This window comes from Pontivivens insulae, from assembly GCF_900302495.1.
In the GTDB taxonomy this organism is placed as follows: Bacteria; Pseudomonadota; Alphaproteobacteria; order Rhodobacterales; family Rhodobacteraceae; genus Pontivivens; species Pontivivens insulae.
In genome coordinates this window covers 20,018-34,041 of record NZ_OMKW01000002.1, presented here as the reverse complement: position 1 = coordinate 34,041, position 14,024 = coordinate 20,018, and the positions used below count along the sequence as shown (strand labels likewise).

The window sequence follows — 14,024 nt, the reverse complement described above, 5'->3', positions numbered from 1 at the left end:
CAAATTCAAGAAACGAAGAGGAAACAAAATGGCACGTGTTGCACTGGTCACCGGCGGCTCCCGCGGTATTGGCGAAGCAATTTCAAAGGCCCTGCAGGCCGAAGGCTACACCGTTGCGGCAACTTACGCCGGCAATGATGAGAAGGCCGCCGCCTTCACCGAAGCCACCGGCATCAAGACCTACAAGTGGAATGTCGCAGATTATGCCGCGTCCAAGGCTGGTATCGAGCAGGTCGAGGCTGACCTTGGCCCCATCGACGTGGTTGTCGCCAATGCGGGCATCACCCGCGATGCGCCGTTCCACAAGATGACGCCTGAGCAGTGGAACGAAGTTGTCGACACCAACCTGACCGGCGTGTTCAACACCGTACACCCCGTCTGGCCCGGCATGCGTGAGCGTAAATTCGGCCGCGTGATCGTCATCTCCTCCATCAACGGTCAGAAGGGCCAGTTCGCGCAGGTGAACTATGCTGCGACGAAAGCGGGCGATCTGGGCATCGTGAAATCCCTCGCGCAGGAAGGCGCGCGCGCAGGCATCACCGCCAACGCGATCTGCCCGGGCTACATCGCGACCGAGATGGTCATGGCAATCCCCGAGAAAGTGCGTGACAGCATCGTCGCCGGCATCCCTGCTGGCCGTCTGGGCGAGCCAGAAGAGATCGCCCGCGCCGTCGTGTTCCTCGCTTCCGACGATGCTGGCTTCATCAACGGCTCCACAATCTCCGCGAACGGTGCGCAGTTCTTCGTCTGATACGACAGGGCTTGGCCCGAGAGTGACTAGAGAAAGGCCCGGCAATGCGCCGGGCCTTTTTGCTTGCCAGAACGTCTTTGGCGGCTATGGTCCCGGCCCATGCAGAGCGTAGTGAATAGCGAGGGCGCAGACTTGTGTCTGCGTTTTACGATCCCGGCCTGAAAGGGCCGGTTTGATCACCCTTTTTTCACAGCTGCATAGGGCGCGAAGCGCCCGTCAGGACGATCCACATGACATCCCCGACCCTTCACCTCGTCTGCGGCAAGGTCGCCGCAGGCAAATCGACATTGACAAGTCAGCTCGCGGACGCCCCGGCAACGGTGCTGCTGTCCGAGGACCATTGGCTTTCTACCCTTTACGGACCAGAGATGACGGACCTGCAAGACTATGTCCGGTTCTCGGGTCGGCTTGCGCAAGTCATTGGCCCGCATGTCGCGGCCCTTCTGCGTGCGGGCGTATCCGTGGTTATGGATTTCCCCGCAAATACCGTTGCGCAGCGTCGCGCGCTGGTCGCGATGGCTGCAAAAGCTGATGCACCGCATATCGTGCATCACCTGGATGTCACCGACGAGGTCTGCCTCGCCCGATTGATGGAGCGCAATGCGCTCGGCACCCATCCGTTTACCGTGACCGAAGATCAGTTCCGGCGCATCACCGCACATTTTGCGCCGCCCGATCCTGCCGAGGGGTTGAGCATCCGCCGCTACACTCCGTGACGGCACAGGCTGCGGCGCACGGCGAGCGCGAAGGCGGCGAACACCAGCACACTCAGCCCATATTTCGACACCGGCTCCATCGTCCCAAGTATCAGAACTGCGTGGACGATGGTGCCCACCACGATAACCGAGGCAAAAACCAGATGGGCGCGCCGCCATGCCCTCCAGCGTAGCAAAGTCCGCGATCGTAGAACGGCGATCAAAGCCGATCCGAGGACAGCCCACATCGCGACAACGCCCCATGGCGCAAAGGGCGTTGGAGATTTGAAAGTCAGCGCATCGATCACGTCAGGCGGACTGGTCAGCCACAAGCCACCGACATGCACCACGACCAACGCGCACAATGACATGCCCCCGAAACGATGCACACGGCGTGCGCGTGCCTGATCGAGGGGAAGCAGGCCGGTCATGGCGACGGCTTGCAACAATATCGAAGACATGGCGATCACCCCCGCCAATGCGGAGATAATGTAAATCATGTCTCGCCATTGCAGCAGCGGACTGGTCAACGACAACGCAATCGGAACAGCGAGGCACACCAATAGGACCGACCACTTCGCCCCGGCGGACATGGTCAGATTATGCCTCAACCAATACGAAGTCGGCCGAAAGACTCGTCTGAGTGGGGCTCGCCATCAGCGGCCGCAAAAAGACGGTCTGATAGTCGCCACTGTCATAGGCCAGATGGCCGTGCGCCTGCCCGAAGGCGGGGACGATCTGGGGCATCTCCATCCGATAGACGCCTTGGGCATCCGTAAGCGTGGCACCATGACTGTGGGCATCCCGCTCATGCCCCTCTGTCGTATGGGCCCAGATCTGGATGCGCTGGCCCGCAAGGGGCGCGCCGTCGCTTGCGCGCCGCACTGTCCCTGTCATCCAGAAGCCTCCGCCGCCGATGCGTTCCACGATCGGGGCGCCGGGACGATAATTGTTAGACCCTCCGCGCATAGTGGTCGTAGGCGTCAGAGCCTGTGCCGCCGCGCCACTGCCAAGCGACAGGAACGGGGCAGACAAAGACAAAATCGCACCTTTGCGCAGCACTGTGCGTCGGGTCGTGTGCATCTTACTCATTGCGACACTCCTTAAATTCCAAACTTGATACGCATGGACGTCCGTATTCCGTCACAGTTTAGCGCAGAATTTTGCGTCGGGCAGTGGCGCAGCCGACCAAAAAAAAGGCCCGGTGAATTTTCACCGGGCCTCGATGGTTCTGCGGGGTGCCGGCGGGTTGACCTGCGGCACCGCGTCGGAACAAACCTATTCAGCGGCGACCAACCAGCGCGCGGCGCAGGGCGCGCAGCATGCTATGTGCAGTCTCGGACCGTGCGATATGTGCGCGGGCCTCAATCTCTGCCATCGTGAGGGCGCGGCGGGTTGCGGTCGGGCGGATATGCGCAGTGTCATACATTTGCTTAACTCCAATTTCGGGGCCCTGTCGGGCGTCTGTCTGTTTCTGGAGTTGAATATGTGGGCAATACGCGCATTCTACAAACGAGACTTTCTATCACTTCAGATAAGCTGTATTTAACTGAATATGTCTGATCGCCTTCCCCCGCTGACCGCCCTGCGTGCCTTTGAGGCCGCCTCCCGCCATATGTCCTTTCGCGATGCAGCCGATGAATTGGCCGTGACGCCCGCAGCACTGAGCTATCAAATCAAAAGCCTTGAAGAGCATCTGGGCGTTCCACTGTTTCGCCGCCTCAACCGCGCGGTCGAACTGACAGAAGAGGGTCGCGTTCTGGCCCCCGGCACCCGCGACGCCTTCGATCAATTGCGCGCGAGCTGGCGGGCCACGCAACGGCTGGCCGAAGACACCACGCTGACCATCACGGCTGGCCCCGGCTTTACCGCGAAATGGCTGGCCCCGCGCATGTTCGATTTCGCGCAGATGAACCCCGAGATCGACATGCGCGTCTCCGCATCGCTCAAGATCATGGACTTCATGCGCGATGAGATTGACGTGGCCATTCGGTTCGGCACCAGTTCCGACGAGGGGCTGCACTCCGTTCACCTGCTGGACGAATGGCTCAGCCCTGTGATGACGCCGTCCCTGGCCGAACAGATCAATGAGCCGCGCGACCTGCTGGATCTGATGTTGATCCACGATGAAAGCCTGAATTTCCTCAGCGCCCCTCCAGGCTGGCGGGCATGGTTCAAACATGCAGGCGTCGAGGTACCTGAGACCCTGCACGGGCACAGATTCTCGCAAGCCGACCACGCCATCGACATGGCCCTTGAAGGAACAGGTGTCGTGCTGGGCCGGTCGTCGCTGTGCGACCGCTATTTGCTGAGCGGGCGGCTCGTCACACCGTTCCGGCTGGCACTTACGATCCCCGCGCACTACCGGTTGATCTGTCCTTTGGGGCAGCAAGGTCGCCCTGCCATTGCCACCTTTACCGAGTGGATAAAGGCAGAGATCGCGCAAACCGCACAGCTGGCGGAAGATCGTGATCTTGTTCCAGTATAATTCAGCCCTTTTCCTGGACCGGGACGAAAGCTAGCGTCGGCGCGAAACAAGGGAGGGTGCCATGCATATCGGAATTCTGGAGACGGGCGAGGTCACGCAGGATTTGCAGGACCTGGGCCATGGCGCCTACCCCCCGCTTTTCGAGGCACTGATCGGGCAATCCGCCGAGGGCTTCACCTTTGAGACGATCAGCGTTGTTGGTGGGGCTTTTCCAACCAGCCCCACTCAATGCGAGGGATGGATCGTCACCGGTTCACGCCACGGGGTCTATGACGGGCTTCCGTGGATCGAGCCTCTGATGCAGTTCTTACGCGACTGTATGGCCGCCCGCGCGCCGCTCGCCGGGATCTGTTTTGGCCACCAGATCATTGCAGAGGCGATGGGCGGAAAGGTCGTCAAATCGGATCGCGGCTGGGGTGTTGGCGTTCACGCATATGAGGTGAAGGCACAGCCAAGCTGGATGACAGGATTGGGGCAGATGTTTGCCGGTCGGGCCGTGCATCAGGATCAGGTCATCGAACGGCCCGAGAATGCGACGGTGCTCGCCTCCTCAGCCTTTTGCGAATACGCCGCCTTGGTCTATGGCGATGTCGAGGCTCCAGCCGCGATCACCGTGCAACCCCATCCGGAATTCTCGGCGGAGTTTGTCGCGGACATCGTACGCACCCGTATGCCCGACGTCATCCCGGAGGATCGTGGGCAGGCCGCGCTCGCCACGCTGTCGCAACCCGTCCACAATGCCGAGTGGGGCACGTGGCTCGCGCGGTTCTTCCTTGACGCAAAGGACCGTGTCTGATGCCAACCCTGATCGGGTGCGGTGCAGTTCTGTTGTGGGCGACGCTCGCACTTTTCACTGTAATGACGGGCGACATCCCGCCACTGCAACTCAACGCGATGTGCTTTGCCGTTGGCGGTGCTTTGGGCCTTGTCTGGACGATAGCGACCGGCGGGTTGGACCGGCTGCGCGGCGTGCGCCCTGCGGTCTGGGTTCTCGGCGTTGGTGGATTGTTTGGGTATCACTTCTTCTATTTCACAGCGCTCAAAAACGCACCGCCTGCCGAGGCGGGCTTGATTGCCTATCTCTGGCCATTGCTGATCGTCTTGTTCTCCGGCCTCCTGCCGGGCGAACAGCTTCGCCGGGGACACATTATCGGCGCCGTCGTCGCCTTCAGCGGGGCGGCCGCGATCCTGTTGCAGGCCGATCTCAGCTTTTCTGGCGAACACGCCCTTGGATATGGCGCCGCGATCCTCTGCGCCCTTTTGTGGTCGAGCTATTCGGTGCTGTCCCGGCGCGTGGGCGACGTCCCGACGGAGGTGGTCGCCTTGTTCTGCCTTGCCACAGCGGCCCTGTCGGCCTTAGCCCATCTGGGCCTGGAGCAAACGGTCTGGCCTGCCACCACAGAGACATGGCTGGGCGTGATCCTGCTGGGATTGGGGCCGGTCGGGCTGGCCTTCTATCTGTGGGATATCGGGGTGAAAAAGGGAAATATCCAGCTTCTCGGCACGGCATCTTATGCGGCGCCACTGCTTTCAACCCTGCTATTGGTGGCAACAGGGCGCGCGCCCTTCACAGCCACGCTTGCCCTAAGCGCCCTTCTGGTCACCGGCGGGGCGATCATTGCCGCCCGCGCCGGACGCCGCGCTCAATCGTGATCGAGGCGGTGAATCTCTTCTTTTAGTCGGAGCTTCTGACGTTTCAGCTCCGTCAGGTGGAGCGGATCAGAGGCGGGGCTGCGCGCTTCCATCTCGATCGTCTGGGAGAGGTGTTCGTGCTTCTTTCTCAGTTCGGCAACATGCGAATGAACGCTCATTCAGTATCCTCCAGTCTGATTTTCTCACAACACGGCTATTCAGCCACGAATCACCGCGCGCTGTCAGGACTGGTAATTCGAATAGTTTTACCTACACTTCCCAGCGAAGCGCTTCCCCGCGGCGCAAGATCCCCTCAGCCAAACTGGAAAAATCTGGCCGGTCGGCCAAATGCTCTGCCCCGTCGTGCACCACGGCAGGTGCAAGCAGACGCAGCGGTGCGCGGCCGGTCTTTATGGCACGGACGAGAACACGGTCCGCCATGCGCCCTGCCCGCGCGGCCAAGGGACGCACCTGAACAGAGCCCGCGCGGCCCTGAAGTTCGGTCAGGATTCGATCGAGATTCTCGGTCCGGTGAATGATGGTTAACGTCCCCTTAGGGCGCAGCCTGCGCAGCGCTGTATCCATCCAAACGGCAAGTGGCGTCGCCTCACGATGAGCAACATCGCGCCCTTCATCATCTGCCGCCACACTTGTGGGTGCAAAGTATGGAGGATTGAAAATCACATGGTCAAAGCTGCGAGCGCGCAGATGCGGCGGCAGTTGCCCCACATCGCCCTCTACGACCTCACCAACGACACCATTGGCCGCAATATTGCGCCGGGCCAGTGCAGCATAGGCAGATTGCACCTCAACGCCGGTTACTTTCGCACGGGTCCTGTGCGCAAGACAGACCATCGCGGTGCCAGCGCCACAGCCAAGCTCCAGCACCGCCTCCCCCGCCCCTGCTGTACAAGACGCTGCCAGCCAAACTGGATCGGTTGCAGCACGATACCCGGATCGAGGCTGGGAAATGGTCACCGCTCCGCCGAGAAATCCGTCATGGGTCAGCGCATCTTCGGCGAATTGGCTCATGCCTTTCGGGTCACTTCCAAACCGTTATCGGTCAGGATCGAACGGGCCAAAAAGGCGTCTTCGCGCGCGACCATCATCCGGCGCGGCAGGATTCCAATCGAGCCTTCCAGCGCACTCATATGGACGTCCAGAACGAAGCAGTCTATTTCTTCCCCGCGCAGCAAGGCCTGCGCAAAACTCAGGGCTGTCGGGTCGTTGGTGCGCAAGATTTCTTCCATGCCATCGGTCTAGCCCGCACCAATGGGTGCGTCCAGTGCGCCCCACCGACCGAATGAAGTGGGAGCCGCCCCCCGTGACCAACCCAATCGAGACACTGCAAAGCCTGCTTGGCGACAAGCTGGACGGAGTGAACCATCTCATCGCGACCCGCATGGCCAGCGAGAATGCACCGCGCATTCCGGAAGTGACCGCACATCTGATCAACGCGGGCGGTAAACGCGTGCGTCCCATGCTCACGCTGGCGGCTGCAGATATCTGCGGCTATGAGGGCGACAACGATGTGAAGCTGGCCGCGACGGTTGAGTTCATTCATACGGCGACCCTGCTGCACGATGATGTGGTCGATGAAAGCGAGCAGCGCCGCGGGCGCCCAACTGCAAATCTGCTCTGGGACAACCAATCGAGTGTTCTGGTCGGTGACTATCTTTTTGCCCGGTCGTTCCAATTGATGGTTGAGACGGATTCGATCCGCGTACTCGATATCTTGGCAAACGCCGCCGCAGTGATCGCAGAGGGCGAGGTCCTGCAACTCTCTGTCGCGCGCAATCTCTCGACCACTGCCGACACTTATATTCGGGTTGTTCGGGGTAAGACGGCGGCGCTCTTCTCTGCCGCGACGCAAGTCGGCGGTGTGATCGCTGGCACATCACCGGAACGGGAAAAGGCACTCTACGATTACGGTGACGCGCTTGGGATTGCATTCCAGATCGCAGATGATTTGCTGGACCTGACCGGTGATGAGGCCAGCATCGGCAAGCGTACCGGTGACGATCTGCGTGAGGGCAAGCTGACCCTTCCCGTCATCCTGTCTGTCGCGCAAGCCGATGATGCAGAGCGCGCCTTCTGGCAACGTGTCATCGGCAAGGGCCGGGTTGAAGAAGGCGACGTGCCCCGCGCCGTGGAAATCATGCGCGCCCGTGGCGCACTTGAGGAGACACGGGCCCGCGCGCTCAACTGGTCGGCGGCGGCACGCCAATCGCTAGATATCCTGCCCGGCGGACCAGCACAGGACGCCCTGCACGATCTTGCCGGTTTCGTCGTATCGCGGATCGCCTAATCGCGTATCGGTGCGGCAGCCACCCACCAGGTTGGGTGGCTCTCGCGCACGAGGTCAGCGAGCCCCAAGGCCGCTTGCTGATCGGGCACGAGCGCAAAGCAAGTCGCACCTGAACCCGACATCCGCGCCAATGGCGCAGATGAAAGCGCCCATAGAACGTCTTCAATAACAGGCGCTTGCCTGATCGCCGCCGCCTGCATATCGTTGCGTTGGGCCTGTAGCCAGTCAATGAATCCCCCAAAGCCACCAAATCGGTCCGGCAGGTTCATAGCGGGATTATGAACGGATTCCAGCGACTTGAAGATCTGTGGTGTTGAGACCGCGACACCGGGATTTACCAAAACCAACCATGCAGGCGGTAGTGTCGGAACGGCCTCCAGTCGATCCCCGATCCCTCGCATCCGACGCGTGCGGGACATCATGCACACAGGTACATCCGCCCCAAGAGCGGCGACACCATCCGCCTCGGGGAGCGGCACGTCCCAGTGGCGGGCCAGCGCGCGCAAGGCCCCCGCCGCATCCGCGGACCCGCCTCCGATGCCAGAGGCAACGGGCAGGTTCTTTTGTAAATGAATCGCGGCCGTACCGCCTGCCCGCAACTTACGCGCCGTGCGCAGGACGAGGTTGTCCTCATCCGCTGCCAGGCCCAGGGCAAAAGGGCCATCGAGCGTCAGCGACAGTGTTGAGGATGGCTCAACCTCAATCCGATCCCCGATCTCCGCAAACACGACCAGACTGTCGAGCATATGGTACCCGTCCGGACGCCGCCCGGTGACGTGCAGCGACAGGTTGACCTTCGCGCGCGCAAGCTCGCTGATCGGCTTCATTCCGTGACAGATGCCTCGGACTGCTCGGCGGGTTCAGCGTCCTGCTCCGCTTCGAGGGCAAGGACTTCATCAAGGCCAATGTCGAGCTTCAGACGAATCCGCTCCGCCACATCGTCCTCGGGCTCGAAGGAGAGGGCGCGGTGCCACTGAAATTCCGCCTCGCGGTAGCGGCCCACCGTCCAATAGATATCACCCAGATGGTCGTTGAGCGTCGGGTCAACAGGCGCGAGTTCAAGCGCACGCTCCATCGGCTCCACGGCTTCCTCGAAGCGGCCCATCCGGTACAAGACCCAGGCGAGTGAGTCTGTGATATAGCCGTCAAAGGGCCGCGCCTCGACCGCGCGCTCAATCATCTCCAGTGCCTCGTCCAAATCGCCACCACGCTCAACCAGCGAATAGCCCAGATAGTTCAGGATCAGTGCGTTCTCGGGATCGAGGGCGAGGGCCGCGCGCAGATCTTCCTCCGCCGCAGGCCAGTTGTCTGAATGGTCGTACGAGATGCCCCGCTGATACCATACGAGCCAATGACGCTGCTCTGGCGCATCAATCAACGCCACGGCCTGATCAAGTGTAGCAATCGCTTCTTCAGGCCGTTCCGCTCGCCTGAGGGCACGCCCCAACAGGTAGTGCGGACGCAGCATTTCGGGATGCGAGCGGGTCAAACCGGACAACACGCCGATGGCCTCTTCCTCATTGCCGGCCGCGTCAAGCGCATCCGCGCGCCCGATTTCGGCCTCGACAAATTGAGGTGCGGTCGCACCGACCGCATCAAACACCTCTGATGCCAGCCCGTGCTGATCCTGACGCGACAACAGATCACCGGTCAGCAGAAGTCCCTCCGCCATATCGGGATCGAGATGATTGGACAGACGGGAATAGATCAGCGCGACATCGCCCGTATCCTCATTGAGGACCGAGGCGAGATCAAAGAACACCTCAGCAATACCCTCTTGAGCGGACGAAATGATTGTGAAGTCAAGCTGCTCACCCGCCTGCAAGCGCCGCTGGATTGTCTCAAACTGCCGGTCGCCAAACCCAGTGGACAGCACCTGTTCCACCAGTTCAAGCGCAGCATCCTGTTGGCCGGTGATTGAAAGCAGTTGCACCCGTGTCAGCGTGGATCGGCGGTTCAGTCGGATCGCGCCAGTCTCGGAATTTTCCAGAAGGTCAGACGCCGCCGCATAGTCCCCGCGCAATGCGAGTGCCAGCGCCTCATGATATCGACCAAACATTTCCAGCGTCTGCGATCCACCGATGGAGGCAAAGGTCTCAAACGCTTGATCATCCGCGCCCAGTTCAAGCTCTACCCACGCCCGCAACAGGTCGCTGAGCAACGGCGTCATCCCCTCGGCGCCCATATCGAGCCGGGCGAGCGCCTGTGCCGCCTGATCCTTCGTCAGATCATCCACCATGGCGACGAGCGTCGCGAACTGATTTCCGGTGTTCAGCGCCAACAGGCGATCCGCAATTGCAGCCGCGACCGCTACATCACCAGCGGCAACATGGGCCTGCATCGCATGCCGCAGGATCAGCCCGTTCGCCGGATCAAATCCCAGCGCCTGCGTGTAGTAATAGGCGGCCTCCGCATGATCGGAGCGGGCCTGCGCCTGTTGCGCGGCAAGGTAGGAACCGGAAAGGGAACGGGCCTCGGCAACGGGCGATAGGCAAACTGCCATTCCAACAGCGAGCAGTAGGGACCGGGTGATACGCAAACGCTTGTCCTCTGTAACAACTTTCAATTGATCAGGTGGTGCTGACCAGCCGCGAAAAGGCTAGGCCGCAGGCGACAGTAACGCAACGGCAAAGCCCGCAATTTGCCGATGTGGCAAAGCGTCCGGTGATCACATTCGGTCCAGTTGTTGCCTTTCGATATGAAAAGAGCCCGGCGCGGATGCGGCGGGCTCTCTTGCGGGATCACATATTCGGGTAGTTTGGTCCGTCACCGCCCTGCGGCACACACCAGGTGATGTTCTGGCTGGGGTCCTTGATGTCACAGGTCTTGCAGTGAACACAGTTCTGACCGTTGATCTGGAACCGCTGGGCGCCGTCATCCCCTTCGACAAATTCGTAGACACCCGCCGGGCAGTAGCGCTGCGATGGGCCCGCATATTTCGGCAAGTTGATGTGGGTCGGAACGTCGGTGTCCTTCAGCTTCAGGTGCGTCGGCTGATCCTCACCATGGTTCGTGCCGGAAAATGACACGTTAGTCAGGCGGTCAAAGCTAAGCTTGCCATCGGCCTTGGGGTACTTGATTTCCTTGTGGCGACGCGCGGGCTCCGTGCTTTCTGCATCGGTCTTGCCATGCTTGATCGTGCCCAGGATGGGACGGCCAAGGATGGACGCGGCCCACATGTCGATACCGCCCAACACCAACGACGCGACAAGGCCGTATTTGGACCAGAGCGGCTTGACGTTGCGCACCTTTTTGAGGTCCGCGCCCACGGGGCCGTCGCGCAGCTCCTTGTCGTAGTCGGGCAGCTCATCACCGGACCGGCCTGCCTCAATCGCTTCATAAGCAGCTTCCGCCGCGGCCTTGCCTGACAGCATCGCGTTGTGGTTGCCCTTGATGCGCGGCACATTGACGAGACCGGCAGAGCAGCCGAGCAGCGCACCGCCCGGGAAGGTCGTCTTGGGGATCGACTGGAAGCCACCCTCGGTAATCGCACGCGCGCCGTAAGCCACCCGCTTGCCACCTTCGAAGATCGGGGCGATGTCGGGGTGATGCTTGAAGCGCTGGAACTCCTGATAGGGGCTCAGATAGGGATTCTTATAGTTAAGGTGCGTCACGAAACCGACGAAGACCTGATTGTTTTCCGCGTGATAGAGGAACGAACCACCACCGGCATTTCCGCCCAGCGGCCAACCCATCGTATGGGTGACAGAGCCTTCGTTGTGGTTTTCGGGCTTGATGTCCCAGACTTCCTTGATGCCGATACCGTATTTCTGCACATCGCTGTCGGCATCGAGGCCATAGCGCGCAATCGCGATCTTGCTCAGCGAGCCACGCACACCTTCGGCAAGGAACACATATTTGCCGTGCAGCTCCATGCCCGGCTCATAGCCTGCACCCTTGGTGCCGTCCTTCTCGATACCGAACTCACCAGCGACGACACCTTTGACTTCGCCATTCTCGCCATAGACCAGCTCAGAACATGCCATGCCGGGGAATATCTCGACCTCCATCGCCTCAGCCTGCTCAGCCAGCCAGCGGCAGACATTGCCCATGGAGACGATGTAGTTACCGTGATTGTTGAGGAGCGGCGGCATCGGCCAGTTCGGGATGCGCAACTTGCCCTGCGGACCAAGGACGAGGAAGTTGTCTTCTTTCACCTCGGTTTTGACGGGCGCGCCACGCTCTTTCCAGTCTGGGATCAGCGCGTCCAGGCCGGAAGGATCCAGCACAGCACCGGACAGGATGTGCGCCCCAACTTCAGAGCCTTTCTCCAGTACAACGACCGACAGATCGGCATTCAATTGCTTCAGGCGGATCGCCGCAGACAGACCAGCAGGCCCTGCCCCAACGATCACGACATCATATTCCATCGATTCGCGTTCAACAGCGTCCATCATCATCCACTCCCGGTTTTCCGTGCTGCTCGACTGAGCATGTGCAACATTTGCATGAATTGGTATTGGCCCTGCGCAATGTTTTCAATCGTCCAAAGCGACGCGACGCGGCGGAAATGACCAAACGTAAGATGAAATGCAGAAAGTCTGTTTCAGATGAGCGCCGTTTGCCCGCGTACCCTTGCAACCGGCACAACTGCTCCATATCGTCATAACAAACGGGGCCGTGCGAACGCAGCGCGGCCTTTTTTCGTAACTGTTGCCCAGATCAAAAAGCGGGGGAGAGACTGTGGAAAAGGTGCCTCTGACCGAAGCCGGCTTCAAGCGGCTCGACGCGGAACTGAAAAATCTGAAACTCGTGGAGCGTCCCGCCGTCATCACGGCGATTGCCGAGGCGCGAGAGCATGGCGATCTGTCCGAAAACGCGGAATATCACGCTGCCCGCGAAAAACAGTCCTTTATCGAAGGCCGCATCAAAGAGCTTGAGGGCGTCATTTCCCGCGCGCAGGTCATCAAGACCGCGGGCATGTCAGGCTCGATCAAGTTCGGTGCCACCGTCACCATTGCTGACGAGGACACTGACGAGGAAAAGGTCTATCAAATTGTGGGTGAACAGGAGGCCAATATCGAAGAGGGCCGCCTGAACCTGAAATCGCCCATCGCCCGTGCCCTGATCGGCAAGGAAGAGGGCGACAGCGTCGAGGTGAAAACCCCCGGCGGCACGAAAAGCTACGAAGTGGTCTCGGTCGAGTTCAAATAGGGGGCCTGCCCATGGCACGCCTGAAGGGAAGATGGGGTCTGGCGCTGCTGGCCGCGCTGGCTTGGACTGTGCTTGCCATCCTCGTGGCGCGTAGCGAAGGTCTAAGCCTGCTTGTCACCCTTGTCGCGATCCTTGTCCCCGTTCTGCTGATCGCCATGCTCGGCAAACTGGCGCAGGACATCGAGACTTTCCGCGAGGACAGTGCTGATCTGGTGGACCTCCTCGATGAAATGCAGGAGCGCAAGTCTGGCGCGCCGAAAGTGACTGCCGATAGCGCCAGTCCGGCTTTCCAGGAGACGCTCAACAAGCTGATCGAGCGGCAGAACCTGACGGACCGGGCACTCAAGGCCCTTCTGGAAGGGCGGGAGGCTGATCGCACAACGCTGCAAGAGGTCGCCCAGAACACGGCGCGCGCAACAACTCCGCGCCCGACGGTCAAACCAGCCGCCAGCGGCGTGCCCGGCCAACCGACCCTGCCCCTAGAGGCGCCCGCCGCGGACGAGAGTGCGGCCGCTCCCGGCATGCCCGACATCCTGCGCGCCCTCAACTTTCCAGCCGATGCGGACGACACCGCCGGTTTTCGCGCCATGCGTCGCGCCATGGCGGATCGCCCGGTCGCGCAGTTGCTGCGGGCCGCTGAGGACGTTCTGAACCTGTTGGCGCAGGATGGGATCTACACGGACGATATTGAGCCTTCGCCCACCGACGTCGCCCTGTGGCGCCGCTTTGCCCATGGCGAACGTGGGGAGGAGATGGCAGCACTGGCGGGCATGACAGACACATCCGCCCTCGCCCTCACCCGCGCCCGCATGCGCCAGGACGAGGTGATGCGCGATGCGGCGCTGCACTTCATGCGTCGGTTTGATCTGATGTTGCGTGACCGGGCCGATGACATGACGGATGGAGAGGTTGAGCGCGCCATCGACAGCCGTTCGGGTCGAGCCTTCATGCTGATCGCGGCCGTCACCGGCACATTTGAGTAGGGACCGCCTCCGC

The 14,024-nt window shown here is 61.0% G+C and carries 17 protein-coding genes; 8 read left to right on the top strand and 9 right to left on the bottom strand.

Going from position 1 to position 14,024, the window contains the following annotated elements; genetic code table 11:
- Positions 1 to 28 precede the first annotated feature (28 nt).
- Together phbB and POI8812_RS05450 are read left to right on the top strand one after the other, a co-directional pair.
- Positions 29 to 751, top strand: coding sequence for an acetoacetyl-CoA reductase (gene phbB / locus POI8812_RS05455; RefSeq protein WP_108781566.1), 723 nt, complete (start codon positions 29 to 31; stop codon positions 749 to 751).
- 230 nt (positions 752 to 981) lie between these two features.
- Positions 982 to 1,467, top strand: a complete 486-nt coding sequence (locus tag POI8812_RS05450; RefSeq protein WP_108781565.1) for a P-loop nucleotide/nucleoside kinase family protein — start codon at positions 982 to 984, stop codon at positions 1,465 to 1,467.
- On the opposite strand, the gene POI8812_RS05445 is transcribed toward POI8812_RS05450, so the two are convergent.
- The 3 genes from POI8812_RS05445 to POI8812_RS17615 all read right to left on the bottom strand — a co-directional run bounded on the left by POI8812_RS05445 (position 1,455) and on the right by POI8812_RS17615 (position 2,875).
- Entirely contained in the window at positions 1,455 to 1,946 is a 492-nt protein-coding gene (locus tag POI8812_RS05445; RefSeq protein WP_249033697.1) for a ferric reductase-like transmembrane domain-containing protein, read from the bottom strand. The genes POI8812_RS05450 and POI8812_RS05445 overlap by 13 nt on opposite strands.
- A 100-nt stretch (positions 1,947 to 2,046) precedes the next feature.
- On the bottom strand, positions 2,047 to 2,538 hold the full coding sequence (locus POI8812_RS05440) for a peptidase associated/transthyretin-like domain-containing protein (RefSeq protein WP_108781563.1): 492 nt from the start codon (positions 2,536 to 2,538) through the stop codon (positions 2,047 to 2,049).
- A gap of 190 nt (positions 2,539 to 2,728) precedes the next feature.
- The gene (locus POI8812_RS17615; RefSeq protein WP_162844919.1) at positions 2,729 to 2,875 is read right to left on the bottom strand and encodes a hypothetical protein; all 147 of its coding nucleotides are present in this window, start codon (positions 2,873 to 2,875) and stop codon (positions 2,729 to 2,731) included.
- 126 nt (positions 2,876 to 3,001) lie between these two features.
- On the opposite strand from POI8812_RS17615, the gene POI8812_RS05435 reads away from it, so the two are divergent.
- The 3 genes from POI8812_RS05435 to yddG all read left to right on the top strand — a co-directional run bounded on the left by POI8812_RS05435 (position 3,002) and on the right by yddG (position 5,587).
- Entirely contained in the window at positions 3,002 to 3,934 is a 933-nt protein-coding gene (locus POI8812_RS05435) for a transcriptional regulator GcvA (RefSeq protein WP_108781562.1), read from the top strand.
- A 61-nt stretch (positions 3,935 to 3,995) separates the two neighbouring features.
- Positions 3,996 to 4,730 carry a type 1 glutamine amidotransferase gene (locus POI8812_RS05430; RefSeq protein WP_108781561.1) on the top strand — a complete coding sequence of 245 codons (735 nt, stop codon included), beginning with the start codon at positions 3,996 to 3,998 and terminating at the stop codon, positions 4,728 to 4,730.
- A complete protein-coding gene (gene yddG / locus POI8812_RS05425) occupies positions 4,730 to 5,587 on the top strand; it encodes an aromatic amino acid exporter YddG (protein ID WP_108781560.1) in 858 nt (285 codons plus the stop codon). Before POI8812_RS05430 ends, yddG begins: the two co-directional genes overlap by 1 nt.
- Here the strand turns inward: yddG and POI8812_RS05420 are convergent.
- The 3 genes from POI8812_RS05420 to POI8812_RS05410 form a co-directional block, all read right to left on the bottom strand.
- Positions 5,578 to 5,745, bottom strand: a complete 168-nt coding sequence (locus POI8812_RS05420; protein WP_108781559.1) for a YdcH family protein — start codon at positions 5,743 to 5,745, stop codon at positions 5,578 to 5,580. The genes yddG and POI8812_RS05420 overlap by 10 nt on opposite strands.
- A gap of 91 nt (positions 5,746 to 5,836) precedes the next feature.
- Positions 5,837 to 6,598 (bottom strand): tRNA1(Val) (adenine(37)-N6)-methyltransferase, encoded by a 762-nt coding sequence (locus POI8812_RS05415; RefSeq protein ID WP_108781558.1) that lies wholly within the window; start codon positions 6,596 to 6,598, stop codon positions 5,837 to 5,839.
- The gene (locus POI8812_RS05410; protein WP_108781557.1) at positions 6,595 to 6,816 is read right to left on the bottom strand and encodes a putative signal transducing protein; all 222 of its coding nucleotides are present in this window, start codon (positions 6,814 to 6,816) and stop codon (positions 6,595 to 6,597) included. Before POI8812_RS05410 ends, POI8812_RS05415 begins: the two co-directional genes overlap by 4 nt.
- Positions 6,817 to 6,869: 53 nt before the next feature.
- Between POI8812_RS05410 and POI8812_RS05405 the strand changes: the two genes are divergently transcribed.
- The gene (locus POI8812_RS05405; protein WP_108781556.1) at positions 6,870 to 7,874 is read left to right on the top strand and encodes a polyprenyl synthetase family protein; all 1,005 of its coding nucleotides are present in this window, start codon (positions 6,870 to 6,872) and stop codon (positions 7,872 to 7,874) included.
- On the opposite strand, the gene POI8812_RS05400 is transcribed toward POI8812_RS05405, so the two are convergent.
- The 3 genes from POI8812_RS05400 to POI8812_RS05390 all read right to left on the bottom strand — a co-directional run bounded on the left by POI8812_RS05400 (position 7,871) and on the right by POI8812_RS05390 (position 12,268).
- Positions 7,871 to 8,701 (bottom strand): 4-(cytidine 5'-diphospho)-2-C-methyl-D-erythritol kinase, encoded by an 831-nt coding sequence (locus POI8812_RS05400; RefSeq protein ID WP_108781555.1) that lies wholly within the window; start codon positions 8,699 to 8,701, stop codon positions 7,871 to 7,873. The genes POI8812_RS05405 and POI8812_RS05400 overlap by 4 nt on opposite strands.
- Positions 8,698 to 10,413 carry a tetratricopeptide repeat protein gene (locus POI8812_RS05395; RefSeq protein WP_108781554.1) on the bottom strand — a complete coding sequence of 572 codons (1,716 nt, stop codon included), beginning with the start codon at positions 10,411 to 10,413 and terminating at the stop codon, positions 8,698 to 8,700. Before POI8812_RS05395 ends, POI8812_RS05400 begins: the two co-directional genes overlap by 4 nt.
- 202 nt (positions 10,414 to 10,615) lie before the next feature.
- The gene (locus tag POI8812_RS05390) at positions 10,616 to 12,268 is read right to left on the bottom strand and encodes an electron transfer flavoprotein-ubiquinone oxidoreductase (RefSeq protein ID WP_108782475.1); all 1,653 of its coding nucleotides are present in this window, start codon (positions 12,266 to 12,268) and stop codon (positions 10,616 to 10,618) included.
- 289 nt (positions 12,269 to 12,557) lie between these two features.
- Here POI8812_RS05390 and greA point away from each other — a divergent pair, with 289 nt between their 5' ends.
- Both greA and POI8812_RS05380 read left to right on the top strand, forming a co-directional pair.
- Positions 12,558 to 13,028 (top strand): transcription elongation factor GreA, encoded by a 471-nt coding sequence (gene greA / locus POI8812_RS05385; protein WP_108781553.1) that lies wholly within the window; start codon positions 12,558 to 12,560, stop codon positions 13,026 to 13,028.
- A gap of 11 nt (positions 13,029 to 13,039) precedes the next feature.
- Entirely contained in the window at positions 13,040 to 14,011 is a 972-nt protein-coding gene (locus POI8812_RS05380; protein WP_108781552.1) for a hypothetical protein, read from the top strand.
- The last annotated feature ends 13 nt before the right edge of the window (positions 14,012 to 14,024 follow it).

Bases quoted from the DNA above. Each gene is read 5' to 3' on its own strand.
- POI8812_RS05415 (WP_108781558.1), bottom strand. From the start codon at position 6,598: ATGAGCCAATTCGCCGAAGATGCGCTGACCCATGACGGATTTCTCGGC.
- POI8812_RS05390 (WP_108782475.1), bottom strand. From the start codon at position 12,268: ATGGACGCTGTTGAACGCGAATCGATGGAATATGATGTCGTGATCGTT.
- POI8812_RS05430 (WP_108781561.1), top strand. From the start codon at position 3,996: ATGCATATCGGAATTCTGGAGACGGGCGAGGTCACGCAGGATTTGCAG.
- POI8812_RS05435 (WP_108781562.1), top strand. From the start codon at position 3,002: ATGTCTGATCGCCTTCCCCCGCTGACCGCCCTGCGTGCCTTTGAGGCC.
- POI8812_RS05410 (WP_108781557.1), bottom strand. From the start codon at position 6,816: ATGGAAGAAATCTTGCGCACCAACGACCCGACAGCCCTGAGTTTTGCG.
- POI8812_RS05440 (WP_108781563.1), bottom strand. From the start codon at position 2,538: ATGAGTAAGATGCACACGACCCGACGCACAGTGCTGCGCAAAGGTGCG.
- POI8812_RS17615 (WP_162844919.1), bottom strand. From the start codon at position 2,875: ATGTATGACACTGCGCATATCCGCCCGACCGCAACCCGCCGCGCCCTC.
- POI8812_RS05405 (WP_108781556.1), top strand. From the start codon at position 6,870: ATGAAGTGGGAGCCGCCCCCCGTGACCAACCCAATCGAGACACTGCAA.
- yddG (WP_108781560.1), top strand. From the start codon at position 4,730: ATGCCAACCCTGATCGGGTGCGGTGCAGTTCTGTTGTGGGCGACGCTC.
- phbB (WP_108781566.1), top strand. From the start codon at position 29: ATGGCACGTGTTGCACTGGTCACCGGCGGCTCCCGCGGTATTGGCGAA.
- POI8812_RS05445 (WP_249033697.1), bottom strand. From the start codon at position 1,946: ATGATTTACATTATCTCCGCATTGGCGGGGGTGATCGCCATGTCTTCG.
- POI8812_RS05380 (WP_108781552.1), top strand. From the start codon at position 13,040: ATGGCACGCCTGAAGGGAAGATGGGGTCTGGCGCTGCTGGCCGCGCTG.
- POI8812_RS05450 (WP_108781565.1), top strand. From the start codon at position 982: ATGACATCCCCGACCCTTCACCTCGTCTGCGGCAAGGTCGCCGCAGGC.
- POI8812_RS05400 (WP_108781555.1), bottom strand. From the start codon at position 8,701: ATGAAGCCGATCAGCGAGCTTGCGCGCGCGAAGGTCAACCTGTCGCTG.
- POI8812_RS05420 (WP_108781559.1), bottom strand. From the start codon at position 5,745: ATGAGCGTTCATTCGCATGTTGCCGAACTGAGAAAGAAGCACGAACAC.